This is a genomic window from Streptomyces sp. NPDC002845 (assembly GCF_053591955.1).
Map to the genome: position 1 here is coordinate 61,380 of NZ_JBSFUU010000028.1, position 14,232 is coordinate 75,611.

Annotated in this window: 12 protein-coding genes and 2 pseudogenes; 2 read left to right on the forward strand and 12 right to left on the reverse strand. The window is 69.0% G+C overall.

The genetic code is table 11. The features are described from left to right. Positions 1-47 precede the first annotated feature (47 nt). The 6 genes from ACWD3C_RS21670 to ACWD3C_RS21695 all read right to left on the reverse strand — a co-directional run bounded on the left by ACWD3C_RS21670 (position 48) and on the right by ACWD3C_RS21695 (position 5,936). The gene (locus ACWD3C_RS21670; RefSeq protein WP_451146231.1) at positions 48-1,220 is read right to left on the reverse strand and encodes a DnaB-like helicase N-terminal domain-containing protein; all 1,173 of its coding nucleotides are present in this window, start codon (positions 1,218-1,220) and stop codon (positions 48-50) included. Further along, the gene (locus ACWD3C_RS21675) at positions 1,217-1,462 is read right to left on the reverse strand and encodes a hypothetical protein (protein ID WP_451146233.1); all 246 of its coding nucleotides are present in this window, start codon (positions 1,460-1,462) and stop codon (positions 1,217-1,219) included. The genes ACWD3C_RS21670 and ACWD3C_RS21675 overlap by 4 nt, the downstream gene beginning before the upstream one ends. Before the next feature lie 147 nt (positions 1,463-1,609). Continuing rightward, complete coding sequence (locus ACWD3C_RS21680) at positions 1,610-3,397, reverse strand: type IV secretory system conjugative DNA transfer family protein (protein ID WP_451146235.1); 1,788 nt, start codon at positions 3,395-3,397, stop codon at positions 1,610-1,612. A gap of 63 nt (positions 3,398-3,460) precedes the next feature. Next, positions 3,461-4,189, reverse strand: coding sequence for a hypothetical protein (locus ACWD3C_RS21685; protein ID WP_451146237.1), 729 nt, complete (start codon positions 4,187-4,189; stop codon positions 3,461-3,463). A 198-nt stretch (positions 4,190-4,387) separates the two neighbouring features. Next, a complete protein-coding gene (locus ACWD3C_RS21690) occupies positions 4,388-5,665 on the reverse strand; it encodes a hypothetical protein (protein WP_451146239.1) in 1,278 nt (425 codons plus the stop codon). 118 nt (positions 5,666-5,783) lie between these two features. Beyond that, positions 5,784-5,936, reverse strand: coding sequence for a hypothetical protein (locus tag ACWD3C_RS21695; protein WP_451146241.1), 153 nt, complete (start codon positions 5,934-5,936; stop codon positions 5,784-5,786). Between the two features lie 344 nt (positions 5,937-6,280). On the opposite strand from ACWD3C_RS21695, the pseudogene ACWD3C_RS21700 reads away from it, so the two are divergent. Beyond that, positions 6,281-6,658: pseudogene (locus ACWD3C_RS21700) on the forward strand (helix-turn-helix domain-containing protein); the annotation flags it as partial. A 73-nt stretch (positions 6,659-6,731) separates the two neighbouring features. Here the strand turns inward: ACWD3C_RS21700 and ACWD3C_RS21705 are convergent. The 3 genes and pseudogenes from ACWD3C_RS21705 to ACWD3C_RS21715 all read right to left on the reverse strand — a co-directional run bounded on the left by ACWD3C_RS21705 (position 6,732) and on the right by ACWD3C_RS21715 (position 8,657). Beyond that, on the reverse strand, positions 6,732-7,226 hold the full coding sequence (locus ACWD3C_RS21705; RefSeq protein ID WP_451146243.1) for an ISAs1 family transposase: 495 nt from the start codon (positions 7,224-7,226) through the stop codon (positions 6,732-6,734). Between the two features lie 68 nt (positions 7,227-7,294). Continuing rightward, a pseudogene (locus ACWD3C_RS21710) lies at positions 7,295-7,990 on the reverse strand (ISAs1 family transposase); the annotation flags it as partial. Positions 7,991-8,180: 190 nt separating this feature from the next. Continuing rightward, positions 8,181-8,657, reverse strand: coding sequence for a hypothetical protein (locus tag ACWD3C_RS21715; RefSeq protein WP_451146244.1), 477 nt, complete (start codon positions 8,655-8,657; stop codon positions 8,181-8,183). 190 nt (positions 8,658-8,847) lie between these two features. Between ACWD3C_RS21715 and ACWD3C_RS21720 the strand changes: the two genes are divergently transcribed. After that, complete coding sequence (locus ACWD3C_RS21720; protein ID WP_451146246.1) at positions 8,848-9,807, forward strand: IS5 family transposase; 960 nt, start codon at positions 8,848-8,850, stop codon at positions 9,805-9,807. Here the strand turns inward: ACWD3C_RS21720 and ACWD3C_RS21725 are convergent. From ACWD3C_RS21725 to ACWD3C_RS21735, 3 genes are all read right to left on the reverse strand, one after another. Beyond that, positions 9,722-10,225 (reverse strand): hypothetical protein, encoded by a 504-nt coding sequence (locus ACWD3C_RS21725; protein ID WP_451146248.1) that lies wholly within the window; start codon positions 10,223-10,225, stop codon positions 9,722-9,724. The two genes, ACWD3C_RS21720 and ACWD3C_RS21725, sit on opposite strands and share 86 nt — an antisense overlap. Positions 10,226-10,285: 60 nt before the next feature. Then, positions 10,286-10,585 carry a hypothetical protein gene (locus ACWD3C_RS21730; protein WP_451146250.1) on the reverse strand — a complete coding sequence of 100 codons (300 nt, stop codon included), beginning with the start codon at positions 10,583-10,585 and terminating at the stop codon, positions 10,286-10,288. A gap of 61 nt (positions 10,586-10,646) precedes the next feature. Beyond that, positions 10,647-13,979, reverse strand: coding sequence for a P-loop NTPase (locus tag ACWD3C_RS21735; RefSeq protein WP_451146251.1), 3,333 nt, complete (start codon positions 13,977-13,979; stop codon positions 10,647-10,649). Positions 13,980-14,232: the final 253 nt, after the last annotated feature.

The window sequence follows — 14,232 nt, forward strand, 5'->3', positions numbered from 1 at the left end:
CAGAGGTGAGGACAGCCGGATGGGCTGGGTTGGTGGGTGAGGACGGTTCAGCCGTGGGTGCGCGAGGGCGGTCGCGCGGCTGATGGCGTGGAGGCAGGGCCTGGGCATTCCGAGGGCTGTGCGGCCGGTCGCGGTGTGCTGCGGGCGAGGGCGGCGTGGACCCGCGCCGTCGGGGGCCCCTCGGTCGGCGGCGCGGGGGGCGGCGGCGCCGGAGCGGGGTGGCCGTTCGCGGTCTGCCAGCGGGCGCGCACTTCGTCGAGCGGCCCGAGCGCGTGCAGGGCGTGGTTGATGAGCCTCCCGGGGGCCAGGGTCTCGTTCTCGGCCAGGGCGCGGATGGCGCGGGCGGAGGTGGCGGCCGTGCGGGTGACGGAGGAGCGCATGATCTGCTCGCCGAGCCACTCGGCGCTGCCGGGGCCGACGCCGTCGCAGATGGCGGTGAGCTGTTCGGCGGTCAGCGTGCCGTCGGCCAGCAGACCGCGCCGCTGGGCTTCCCACAGCACGGTGATCCGGTCGATGGGCTCGCCGCGGTGGTGCAGTGCGCCCAGGCAGCGGTAGAGCTGGGAGTGGGCGGGGTCGGCGAAGTCGCCCGGTCGCAGCCAGCCGACGACCTCGTCCATCGCCTTCGGTCGCTCGACCAGGACCGCCAGCAGGAACTGCTCGTCTTCGGCGACCTGGTCCGCCCGTACCGGCGGCGGCGCGACGGGTGCTGTGGAGGGCGGCGTGGCCGGGGCGACCGGGCTCGGTTCGGACCCCCAGCGGTGCGCGAGGTCGCCGAGTACCCCGGCCAGGACGTCCGCATGGTGCAGCGCTCCCTCCACCTGGCCCTGGAGGGCGTCGGCACGGGCTGCTTGGTGGAGGCGGATCGCGTGCTCGGTCACGCTGCGGTGGATCGCTCCTTCCAGCACCATCCGGCCGTACACCGGGGCGTGCTCGGGGCGCGGGCAGGTAGAGATGAGGATGTGGGCGTATACCGCGGTCAGCCCCCGGACGTGGTGGCTGGCCTCGTCGACCGCGTCGGTCACCCAGGAAAGCGGCACCGGTTCCTTGGTCGCCAGGGCGGGGTGGCCGTCGGTCCGGAGTTTGCGCAGGGCGGCGAACAGCGCCTGGTGGACCGGGCGGTAGAAGTGATCCGGTGCGAGCCAGTCGAGGTGCGCGAGCTGGCCTGGATCAAGCAGCACCGAGCCGAGCACCGCCTGCTCGGCACTCAGCAGCGGGTTCATCGCTGCCGCCCGGGGTGGGTTGTCGGTGGATTGTCCTGCTGGGAGCGGAGGTTGGCGATGGCCTGGTCGGCGGCGGCCACCGCGGTGGCGAAGCGGTCCAGTTCGCCGGTGAACGTCGGATCGGTGGCGAGGATCGAGCCGGAACCGGTGACCAGCCACCACTGGCCGCCGCGCCGGACGACCGGTGACGGGGCGAGGCGTTCGGAGCGCGCCAGAGGGGAGGATGGAGTGCGCGAAGACACGAGGGACTCCTGAGCAGGTAGAGGGGGGAGAGTCAGGCCGTGAGGTCGATATCGGCCTGGACGGGGGCGCCGGAGCGGCAGGACCAGGGCGAGCAGCCGTCCGGCTCGCCGTTCTCCAGTTCGGCGTCCGACAGCGCGTCACAGCGCTCATGCCGACAGCCCGAAGTCGTCGCGGCCCACGGACTTGGCGATGGCCCGCTCGGTGATGGCCTTCGTCGCGCGGGCCGAGGCCGGACCAACGACCTTGGCGGAGGGCTCCTTGTACCAGGGCCGCAGGTCGAGCATCGCCACCCGGATGCCAGTGGCGAGCAGTAGCGCCTTGCCCTTCGGGAGCGCGCGGATCGCGTCGGGGGGCAGGATCCGCTCGGTGCGCATGCTCACCGAGGTGGACTTGCCGCCGTCGCTGGTCGACACCGACGTCGTCTGCACGTCGTGGTCACCGACCTGCCTGCTCAGACGGTCGGCGAAGTCGGCGTCATCGATGCCACTTCCGATGATCTTGATCGTCGCGGCGGACCAGAGGGCGTCCATGCCTGCCTCGCCCCAGCACCGCTGGCCCTGCCGGTAGGACTGCAGGATCGTCATCGGGATCACGCCCCGTGAGCCCAGGTGGCTGTACAGGTCCGGGAGATCGGAGATCTTGCACACGTTGGCGGCCTCGTCGAGGACACACAGGGCAGGCGGGTCGAGCCGACCGCCGGAGCGCTCGGCGACGACAACGGCCTCGCGCATCACCGCATCGGCCGCTGCCGCGATGATCGCCGATGCCGAGCCGCCGCCGTCCTTGCTGAGCAGGTACAACGTGTCGCGGGAGCTGGCGAACGCGGAGGGCTTGAACTCGGGAAGCTGCTTGCTGGGGGTGACCCAGGCGGCGACGTCCGGATCGAGCAGGCAGCTCGCGTACTGCCGCGCCGTCTCATAGATGCCGTCCCGCGTTTCCGTGGCTCCGCTGACGGTGCCCTGGAGCTGGGCGGCGACCGCGTCGTGGCCGGCGTCGGTGAGCAGGTCCACCGGAGTGCGGTCAGCAGGGGAGGCGAGCCAGGCCAGGACATCGGTGATCGGGCGCCGATGGCTGGCGGCGGCCAGGAACAGTGCACCGAGAGTGTTCGATGCGGCGGTGGACCAGAAGTCGGAGCCGTTCGACTCGTCTACCGAAGCGGCGACGAAGTGCCCGGCCAAACGTTTCGCCCCGGCCAGGTCGCGGGCGTCGGCCAGGATGTCCCACCACATCTCGCGCGGGTGGTGGGCGATCTGCTGCGGGTCGAGCGTCCAGATCGTGCCGATCCGGGCGCGGGCGTCCACCGTCGCGGTGAAGGCATCGTTCGCCGCCTTGTTCGAGGTCAGCAGCACCGGGCCGGGAGCGGCGAGGATCGCGGGGATCGCCAGCCCGGACGTCTTGCCGGAGCGCGGGGCCATGATCGCGACGATCACGTCCTCCCAGGAGGCGCGGACCTCGGCCCGGCCCGGGGAGAGCGTGCCGACGAGGATGCCGCGGTCGGCGGGAGCGACCTCCTTCGGCTTGAGATCGGAAAGGCTCGGCCGCAGGCTCTTCGCCTTGGCGGTGATCTCCTTGTCCAGCAGCGGTGCGAGATTTTGCTTGCGGGCGAGGCCGTTCTTCGCGCCGCCGCGCAGCCTCAGCCACAGGACCAGGCCGGTGATGGTGAGGCAGACGGAGAGCAGGCCGGGGACGAGTCGCGCGCCGACCAGCAGGGCGGTGGGGCTTAGGTGCGGCCACAGCACGTCGGGGTGAAGCAGCGCGTCGGTGGCCTTGAACGGCACCCAGGGGCCGGCGCCGACAAGGGAGTTGGTGAGGTTGCCGGTCAGCCAGGCGAGGGAGCCGAAGGCGATCGTGGCACCGAGGACGCCGAACAGGAGGTAGAGGAGCGCGTCGGACCCGGTGGTGGTCGAGGGCGCGCTGGTACGCGGGGCGGACATGGCGGATCCAAGGAGGGAGAGCGGACGAGGCGTGGGGCGGGGCGCGCGGCGCTCTTCTGCTGGTCATCGGGGCAACTCCTGTTCCGGGAAGGGGGCGGCGGTCGAGGTCATCGGGTGCGCGGCGACCGGGGCGGCGGCGCGGTGGCCGGTGGCCGGTGGTTCGGACGTCGCGCCGGCGGAGGGCGCGGTCCGCTGGATGGCGGCATGCGGGGAGGAGGCGCGGGCGGCTCGCTGCCGGTCCGCTCCCGGGTTCTGGGCGGCGGGCGGCTTGGTGTCCGCGATCGCGTCGCTGCCGAGGACGTCGCTGAGCAGTTTCCTGGACCGCAGGACAGGCACCTCGTCGCGGTACTTGGGGTCGCTGAGTTCCGCAGGACACGTGGCGATCATCTCCTCGGCGACCTCCAGCTCCTCCTGGACGTCCCGCAACAGGCGGGTGGCGGCGGCCAGCCGTGTCCACGTATCGAAGGTCGGGTTGTGGTGCGGGTCTTCGAAGGTCAGGCGGGCCCGGGTCCAGTCGGCTGCTGCGGCGACGAGTTCGGTCAGCTGCGGGAGGGCCCCGACCAGGGCGCCGTTGACCTCCTCGATGATTCCGGCGACCTCATGGGGAGTTGCTGTCTCGGTGAGCCGGGCGATCATCCCTGGGACGGAGTACGGGTCGGACGACGGATGGGGCAGGTATCGGACCTGCAGGGGCGTGTCGGAGCCGGACGCCTCGCCGCCGTGGGCAAGCCGGATGTTGTGCTGCATCGCGGCGCCGATGGCCTCGCCGATGCTCGGGTAGAACTCGGGCACTGCTCCTCCTCGGTCGTGGTGCTGGATCGGTGCCGGGTAGGTGGGGAGCACGCGCAGTGCGTGCTCCCCACCTGGATGGATAAGCCCCTCGGGCCTTGGCCGGTCTGATGGCGGACGCGCTGGCCAGAGCGTTGGTGGCCCGCGTGAGGTAGGTGCGCGCCAGCCCGACGGAGGGAGTACGGGAGGAGAGCATCGGGATCACCGGGTCCGAGGACTGGGGAGCAGCGGCGGACGTACGGCTGTGCCGACTTCCGGTGCGGCGGCGCCGAGTGTTGAGGACGCCTTGGCCTTGTCCGCTGCGGGCGACGTTGCGAGAGCCGCGCTTCGGGAGTCAGGCAGCGCGGAGGACTGCGTCTGCGCCTCGGCGTGGTCCTGCTGCGCGTCGCCGACACGGTGCAATTCGTGTCCCGCTTCGGTGAGTTCTGATTGCGCTGCGCTGACGAACTCCGCAGCGAAGCCGAACCGGTCGGCGAGCGCGTACGCCTCGTCGTCGAGGTCGGTGATCTGCTCGCCTGCCGTCTCCAGCGCTTCCCGGACGCGTTCCAGAACGCCGTGCTCGGGATGAAGGAGGTGATCGACCGCCTGCGCAAGGCCGGCACCGTTCTCGGCGGCCCTGATCTGGTCGGTCAGCCGCAGGACTTCGGCTCCGGCGGTGTAGAGCCCGAGAGGGTTGGCCGGGGTAGTCAACCGGCTGGTGTCGAGGTCGGGGTCCAGGTCGACGCTGTACCGGGCGGCGCGGAGCATCTCGGCTGCGTGGGAGGCGACGGCGGCGCGGTCAGCCTGCGGGGTGGTGGTCGGCAGGCGGTGGCGTCGGCCGTACCAGTCCTCGATCTGCTGGAAACCGGCGTGCTTGAGGAGCGTGGCGGACAAGTCGTCGCTGGCGCCCTTCGCCGAGACGCTGCCGCTGGGCTCGGTGTTGATGGTGATGTAGGGGGCAGGCACGTGGGTCTCCTGGGCGTGGGGTGTTGGGCGTGGGGCCCGGGGCAGGTGGCCGAGTTCGGTGGCGATGCGGTGGCACTCGGTCTGCAGGTGGAAGGCGTCGCGGTAGGCGTGGTGGACGCCGCCGTCCTCGCGGGCGAGGGTGGCCACGACGTGCACCAGACGGGCCTGGTTGCGCAGGGCGATCCACCGGCAGGCGGCCGGGTCGCCGTGCGGGGCGATGCCGGTGGCCGCCACCACCCGGCGGGCAACCTCGGCCCACTGCGAGTCGGTCAGGTCGGGGTGCCGGGGATCGGAGCGGACCGAGCAGACCCACACCGGCCGCTCGGGCGCGCGGGCCCCGAGACGGTCGACGGGTGCGTCGAGGACGTGGGCCAGATACGCCAGCACGTCGGGCTGGGCGAGCATCTCGATCGGGGCGCCGTGGCCGTCCCCGGCGATCAGGCGGGGGTTGGTGTGGTTGTCGCGCTCGCCCGGCCCGTACAGATACGTGAGCAGACCGGCGGTGTGGCTGGCGCGCTGCAGGTGGGCGATCACGGCGTCTACCTCGAAGGGGAGTGGCGAACGGGAGCCCGGGTGGCCGGGCCGTCAGGGAGAGAGGATCCGCAGAATCCGCGATTTGGCCCGGTCGGAGATGGGTGATAGACGCCTGCGGTCACCGCGGCTCGTCGAGGCCCCGGTCGTGGGCGAAGTCCGCGCAGGCGGAGCGGGCGAAGTCCGCGTCGTTGTGCAGCCGGGCCCAGCGGCCGTCCTGGCGGATGACGGTGGCGACGATGTGGAATCCGTGGGCCTGGTTGCGCAGGCCCACCGGCAGGCGGCCGGGTCGTCGTCCGGCTCGATGCCGGTGGCGTCGAGGACAACAACATCGGACTCGGCATGGGCGGCATGGAACGGGTCGCAGTGTTTTCCCTCTGGGTGTGGAAACTGGCCGCCGGCGTCCCCGGTTTGATCCGCGGGGTACGCACCGCTGGGCCGACGGTGCGTCCCGAAGTCTGTCCGCAGAGGACGAAGCCCTGACGGGCGATCACTAAAGACGACGATGCCCACCAACCTGCCGATGCAAGAGTCAAGTTGGAGCGTGGATCCAGTACGGATTCGGGGACCGGACCTGGACGCGGCGAGTGAGGTGAACCGTCCGACATGCAGATAGTCAGGCTGGAGCGTGGCCCGCTGGTGCACGGGTGGGCCGACCCGCGGTGGGACGCTGGCCCGGGTGAAGGTGATGATCGGCCGCCTGTTCCACGTCTCGTACACCGTGGAAGGCACGTGGCGGTTGCTGCAGCGGCACAGATGGTCCAGGCAGCAGCCCGTCCGGCGTGCGATCGAGCGTGACGACGATGCTATGGAGCTGTGGAAGCGGGAGGAGCGGCCGCAGGTAAGAGCACGGAGGCGGCGAACGGAGCCTGGGTGGACTTCGAGGACGAAGCCGGTCAGTCGATGACGTCGCTGCGCGCCAGGACCTGGGGCCGCAAGGGCAGCACCCCGGTCGTGCGCGGGCGTGGCTCGAGCCGGGTGTCGAAGGCGGGCATGAGTCAATCCTTCCAAGGATCAACGCCCTAAATCGAACCCGGTGCGGTTCAAGGCGCCACTGGTCAGGGCTTGATCAAGTTCCGTAGGTGTCCGGGTCGTTGGTGATGCCCAGGATGGGGAGTGCTCGTTGGGGTTCGTCGCGGATCGCCCGGGTGGTCTTGGCGATGTTGTCGGCTCCGAGAGTTTTCAGCACGCCGATGGCGAGGTTGCGGAGGGTCGCCATGGCCCGTGGTGCGGTTCCGGCGTGGACGGTGGAGGCGTCCTCGGCGAAGGTGACATCCCTGATGTGGTGCGAGGAGTTCTCCACTCCCCAGTGCCCGCGAATCGCGGCGGCCAGGCCGGCCGGGCCGGCTTGGTGGGCGTCGAGGCTGGTGACGGCGTAGACACTCTCACGGGTCTCGCGCTTGCCGGTCTGCTTGCGGCGGCGGTGGACGCGGATGGCCAGGCGGGCGCAGGGAAAGGCGATCCCGCCGAGTTCGTTCGCGACGGCGCAGGTCTTGATCGAGCGGGACTCGCGCCTGCCGTGCCCGGAGGCGGAGGCGGTGTGCGGACGGGGATGTCCCGCCACGGCAGGGCCGCAAGCTGGCTGTGGGCGGTCGGCTGGTTGGTCTTGATCACGGCGATGTAGTGGGCCTTCTTGGTCTCGACCAGCCAGGAGATGTTCGCCTTGACCGAGTGCAGGGCGTCGAAGGTGACGACGGTGCCGGTCAGGTCCAGCGGTGCCAGGAGCGGTTGGAAGTGTGTGGTTTCGTTCGTCTTCGCGCCGACCTCCACTTGGGCGAGGGTCACGACGGTGCCGTGAGTGACCGCGGAGAGCAGATGCCGGCGCGTCGCGGTGAGACGGGCTGATCCCTTGAGTGCTTTGCCGTCGACAGCGATCACGCGCGGCCGCCCGGACACGGAGGGTGACGGCGCCTGGGCGGGCTCGGTGGCGGCGCGGTGCCGGTCGGCCAGGTAGGCGCCCACCGCCCGGTCCAGGGCGTCACCGTCAACAGCCCCCAGCACACGGCCGATCGTGGCCGGCGACGGAGTGCGCCGCCATCTGAGCAGGTGGCGGCGGATCCCGATGACTGTCAGAAGTGCGTTCGAAGCACGCTGGCCCCACTCGGCGAGTTCGTCGATGCTCCTCGCTCCCGAGACGACCGCGCAGGCACACACCAGCAGGATCGCGGTCAGCGAGTACCACCGGCCCCGCCGGGAGCGCGGGTCGGGCACCGAGTCGAAGTAGAGGCGCAGGTCAGCAACCCGACCGGCATCCAGCGGACCCAGCTTCACCAGCATGGCGGGAATGGGAGAAGATACAATGGCAGGCACGGGCCACCTCGTGATCATCGGGCTTAGACACCACAATGATCACGAAGCCCGTGCCTGCCCTGTTAAGCACCCCAACCGGTCATAACCCGACCAGCCGCACGCCCCCGGAACTTGCAACCGCCCTGGCCACTGGTAGCTCGTACTGGTAGAAGACGCTTATGCGTCCTTCGTCTTTGCCGTAGGTGCCGACGCAAGTCTGCGACGGCACCTAATCTGAACCGTGCAATAGTGCCCACACTTCGTTGAGCCGCTTCATATAGGACTCGCCAACGACACGGGTGAGTTCCGCCACGGCATGGGCCAGGCGGATAGCGGGGACCGCCTCGGGCTTGCCGAGTACGTTGAGTTCGCTAAGCACGTCGAAGTAGCTGCAGGGCAGTTTCCCGGTCCGGGAGATGAGGCTCTCCTCGGCGAACGCAGCCAGGATGTCGTCGGCGGTTTCGCCCCTGCGAAGGGTGTAACCGGCCCACCTCCGCTTCACTTGAGCGACATGAATTCCCCGCAGCCCATCGTTCAGCCTCATCCCAAGGTCGGCCGCCACCCGCATGACGACGGCCTCTTCGCTCACAGCCACCTTGGTCTGCCACGCGGTTCGGAATTCATTGTTCCGATTCTGCGCAATGGTCTGGCAGAGCACCTCTATCGCTGTGTTGAACGCCTTCATCAGCGCGGTGCCGCACGCCATCCAGTCGTCAGACGTCGCTGGTTCGCGACCGTCGCAGACCTTCTTAGAGGGCTTCTCGAAACCGAGTGTGGAGCTGGGGGTTCCGTACGGCTGTGCTGTTCAGGTGGATGTCGCCGGGTGGGGGCATGAAGACAGGGCCTCTCGGTAGCACGGAGGGTGTCGAGTCCACCAGGCTGCCGGGGAGGCCCTGTTGCCGCAGTTGTATCCGTCGACGGCGGAACAGTCCATTGCGGACACGCGGGAGTGTGACTGCTTCGCCCACACGTACGGCAATGCCGCGGACAATCCGTGCGGTGGGCACTGCTATCCGACCGACATGAGGGACGCGGAGTGGGCCGCGGTCCGCGACATGATCCCGAAGCCCGCGTGGGCCGAGGGCCGGGGCGGACGGCCGGAGGAGTACTGCCACCGGGACATACTCGACGCGATCAGGTACGTGGTGGACAACGGCGTGAAGTGGCCCGCCCTGCCTGCCGATTACCCGCCGTGGAAGGCGGTGCACCGGTTCTTCACCCGCTGGCGCAAGCAGGGGCTGATCGGCGAGTTCCACGACCGGCTCCGCGCCGCGGCCCGCCAGGCGCAGGGCCGGGACGCGGAGCCGACGGCCGGGGCGATCGACTCGCAGTCCGCGAAAGGCACGTCCACGGTCGAGGCCGCCACCAGCGGCTATGACGGCGGGAAGAAGATCAAAGGGCGCAAGCGGCACATCGTGGTGGACACCCTCGGCCTGATCCTCGCGGTCATGGTCACCCCCGCCTCGGCGGGGGACCGCGACGCCGCCCAGGACCTCCTCTGCCGGGCAGCAAGCCGGCATCACCGGCTTCGGCGCGTGTGGGCGGACAGCGGATACACCGGCATGCTGGTCGGCTGGTGCGCGACCGCCCTGAACCTGACACTGACGATCATCCGCCGCAGCGACGGCCACAAAGGCTTCGTCGTGCTGCCCAAACGGTGGATCGTCGAGCGGACTTTCGCCTGGCTCACCCGCTCCCGGCGCCTGGCCCGCGACTACGAGCGGCTGCCCGCGTCGTCGGAGGCGATGATCCTGTGGTCGATGACCATGGTCATGACCCGCCGTCTCGGCCATCACCGCAGGCGAACCGGCCCGGCGCCGGCTCGTGCGCCCATCCCCGCGCAACGAGCCGCTTGAGCTTGCACCGCACGCCCTCCGTCTTCGCCGCAACCACCTCCAACCCCAACAAAGCAGTGATCTCACGGCAGTTCAGTGGCTGGCCGCCAGTGGCACGGCGTTCGGCCAGCAGGGCCATGACCTGCTGATACTCCGGCGCCAGCACCTCGGCCGACAGCCCCTTGCGCCAGGGAGGAACCACCGACCCGGGCCTCGCCGCCGACGGCACCGCGACCTCGTTCCCGACCGGGGTCTTCCCCGCCTCACCCTCCTGGCCTGCGGTTTCACCCCGGTCGTCCCACACCTCGCCGACCCGCCTACGGGCGATCAGCCACTCGTCCCACTCCGACTGCGCCGCCTCCAACTCGGCCTGCAACTCCTCCACCCGCTTCCGGGCCGCCTGCTCCCGCTCCTCCAGCCGCCCCAGCACCGACGCCATCACACACCTCCAGCACGCCACCTCCACGGACGCTCCGGACCTACCTCACCCACCCCGGCGCTATGCCTGACCAGCACAAACCCAGCCCCACACTCGGTTTCGAGAAGCCCTCTTAGCCCAGTCCTTGGCCTGTTTGTCTTGCTTGTCAGCGCCGGCATGCTGGTATGAGGTGCGCAGTAGGTTGATCAGGCGGTCGAAGTCACGGGCATCACCTCGTGGCCTGTAGCTGATCAGGAAGCGGACATCCAGTTTCCAAGTCTCCCACCACAGCTTGTACGCCCTCGAGACCAATGCCTTGAAACCTGCCTCGTCCTGCACGTTGTCAGGCCAGGCCGTGATGAGCGACAGGTCCAGAGCCATGCCGACCGAGATCTGGCGGTGTTTAGCCAGAGTGGTGCACCAAGTGCGGAAATCCTCACATTCAGCGCGCATCAGCGGACCGCCGCAGTACGCGGCCGGGGCGGCCGGTGATCGGGTCGGCCAACGCGCCGCGCATGTTGAAGGCGATGTGGAACGAGGGCAGGTTTTCGTTCTTCTTTCGGTAGTCGGAGATCGAAAAGCGAAGGGGGATGAACGGCACCTCGGTGCGCAACTCGTAGACCCAAGCCGTACCGCGGCGACCGTCCGGGGTGGCCGATAGGACTCGGCCCGTGAAGGTCTGGGCGGTGCCATCCGGCTGCGAGGCGAGATATTTGGAGATGATGCGCGAGGACACGTCTCGCGACTCGCGGTCGAGCCTGACGAACACCTCCTTCGATGCCTGATACTGCCCGAGGTGGAACAGGGCAAGTCCACGCAGGAAGTCGCGCCGATACCGGTCGTAGCCACCCGTGTCTGGGATCGCGTCCACGATGGCCAGGCACTCGGTCCAGGTCTCGTCGCTGAATGCCACTACTTCGCGTTCGCCTTGCAGGAACCGCCGGCCGACCTTCGACTCCCAGAACAGATCCAGCAGCAGCCGCGAGCAGCGCCAATCGGAGCGGACCTCGATAGGTGCCCGCCGCAGTGTCTCGACGGCCACCTGCGGCCCGTCCTCGCCAGCCTTGGCCGCGCGCAGCGCTAGGAAGTAGTACGCGGCCGGGTCGTCGTTCTCGGTCAGCGCGACCAGATGCTTGGCCTCCATGACTGGATCGTTGAGCAGTCTGGCCAGCTCCACATGTCGGTCGTCATATTTGGCCACCTGCTTCGGGCTGAGCGCGCTGGGGTCAAGGGAATCGAGCGAGGACTGGGCACTGGCCAGTAGGTCGAGCCGATCGTCCGGCGTCAGCGTGCCGGACTGCACCGCATCTCTGGTGGCCCAGGCGATGACGTCGACCGGGTACACATTCTCCGGATCCACGGCGCGGGCCTGCAGTGCCACCCGGGTCACGTCTCGCATGAGCGCGAGGATCTGGGGGGATGTCGCCTCGTCCGGTGATGCCGACAGCTCGTAGATCTGTGCCCCTTCGGCGCTGGCCAACTCCACGAGTAGGTTCAGCCGGGAGTGCGGCGAGGGATCGGAGTCCTCCAGTGTGGCTTCCAACATCCGCTGCACGTCCCGCATCAGCTGGAGACGCTCATCGCGAGGGATGACATCGTTCCGCTGCGCCCACTTGACGTACTCACGGGTGAGGTTGGCCTCCAGCAGGGCCAGGCGGGGATGTGCGTCGCCACGGGTCAGCCGCAATTCGCGGAAGGCTTCGGCCAGCTCGAAATAGTGAGGTGTGAACCGGCGGTCGTCGGACTGCGGTCCAATCCGTTCCAGGAGGTCAGCGATGAACTGGACCTCGCCGCCGCCCCACCGGCTCAGCTCCGGTCGCAGGTTGGTGATCAGCTGGGATGCGACTTCGACCTCGGTGGGCAGGTTCAGGTCCTCCCGGGCAAGCAACTCGGCTTCCAAAGGCGTGCGGGTGCCAAGGAACTGGCCGCCACTGTCGTCCTCGGTCCAGCGGAAGATGTCGAAATTCTTCACGAGGTCGACCAGCCGGTTCGCGCCTTCCCGGCCCAGGACGCGTAGCGCGAGTTCGAGCGGGATGCGCAGCCCGCGGCGGCCGGCGACCAGGATCATGGAGGTTATCTGTTCGGCCGCGCTGCGCTCTTCGAACGAGAGGTTGATCAGCTCCGCGTTCGGGCGTTCGGCAGGTCGCAGCGCGCTGATGTTCACGCCCGCGTCCTGCAGCGCGCGTGCGACGGCCGTGAGCCGTGCCTCGCTGTTCCTGGCCGCGACCCGCGAGAGCCGCTCGAGCCCGATCTCGGCGGCCCGCGCCTCGCCGACCAAGCCGTGGCGTAGGCTCCACTCCGTCTCAGGGAGCAACAGGTAGAGGAGTGCGAGGAACGAGGCGTCGAGCTTGTCGACCTCCTTGTCCGGGACCGATACGCCGAACGAGGACAGCCATGGGGCTAGCCGGCGGCCCTCGGCGGCGCTGAGGACTGGCTCGACTGTGAGGATGCTCTTCCGCTTGCGCGCGGACTCCGGCGGTAGATAGCTGCTGCCGACGATGACCACCCGCTGCCCGCGAGAGCCTAGCTGCCGCTGGAGGAGGTAGTACTCGTCGCTGTCGACCATGCCGTCCCATACAAGCAGGGTTGGCAGATTATGGCTCCGGTCAGCCCAGGACGCGAAGGCCTCGACGTCGGCCAGCGTCGGCCGTTCGCCGCGCACTGAGCGGTGCAGCACCGCCGCGAGGCCGGATCGCGCCACCTCGAGCGCCAGCGCGGTCAGGGCGATGGTTTTGCCAGTCGCAGTCTGTCCAGCCACGATGATCGGCTCAGGCAGGCCCAACTCCTCCAACGCCGACTGCACCCGCTGCAGCAGTCTGGCCTCGAAGTCACGCTGCAGGTTGTAGCCGCTGGCTACAGCCTTCCATTGTGGCTGCCCTTCGCCGGTGCCGAGGAAGTGCCGGAATCGCTCATATCGGATCGCAGATGAGGCGGAGGCAAACGGCTCGAGCAGGTCAGTATCGACCGGCCGGGCCGCGCCGATCACCCGGTTCCTGGTGTCGACGTCGATCTCAGCGAAGGTGTCGCCGACCGGGATGAACCGCCCGCCTTGGGCCCCGCGCCCGGCCGCTGAACGCTGCAGTCGCCCCGTCTCTTCGAGCTCGGTCAGCACCGTGGCGAACGACTCGCGGTGCGTCACCAGCACGCCACGCTCTTGCGCGGCGTGGACGTATGGATTGGAAAGCAAGTCGTCGGTGGCAGAGAACAGGTGGGCCTGATGCGCCTGGAGCCGGGTCAGGAACGTAAACAGGTCATCTGGCTGCAGCCAGTCGTCGGCTGTGTAACCGTCGATGACCAGAATGCCCCGTGGTGTGATGATCGAGTCCGCCAGGGTGGTCAACATCTCGACGGCGTGGGCGCGAGCCTCGGCGGCGGCAATAGGCCCATCCGGGGGCCGCTCATCCTCTGGCAGTCCCAAGCCGCCGAACAGATACCGCAGATGCAGCTCTGTCGCAGACCGAGGATGCCTGCCGATCTGAGCCTGCGCGGTCGGCATCACGCGGCGCCAAGCCTTCTGGAAGATGTTGAGAAGTCCAGAGTCGATGCGAGAGGTGACCACCCCGTTCCACGGGTAGTCCGCAGCGTCTAGCAACCAGTCAGGCACCACTTGCGCACGTGTCGACTGATCGTATGCGGCGTAGACCATAGTGCCGTCCGGGCCAAGCAGCATTGGCTTCGGAATCGGGATATCGGCATCGTTGAGGGCCTGCCCCAAGAGAAAGAAGGCAGGCCCCTCGACAAGTCGTTGCACAAGGGCTGTGATCGCGGACTCCACGAGGACGAGACTAGCGGCACACCCCGGGCCGCGGGCCCATCAGGCCGCCCCGCTCGAACTCCTCGTCCGCCGTGATCCCAGGCGAGCTGAGATCTCGCTCGCGCTGACTGCTTAACTCATGATGCGGATCGACCCTGCCGACCACTTGGCATCCACCGGTGGCGGCTGCGGTCACGTCCTCTGGAACGTGATCACCGTCTCAGGCCGGTCCGAAGAACGCGAACGCATTCCTCGGGCTCCCACACGGAGGGAT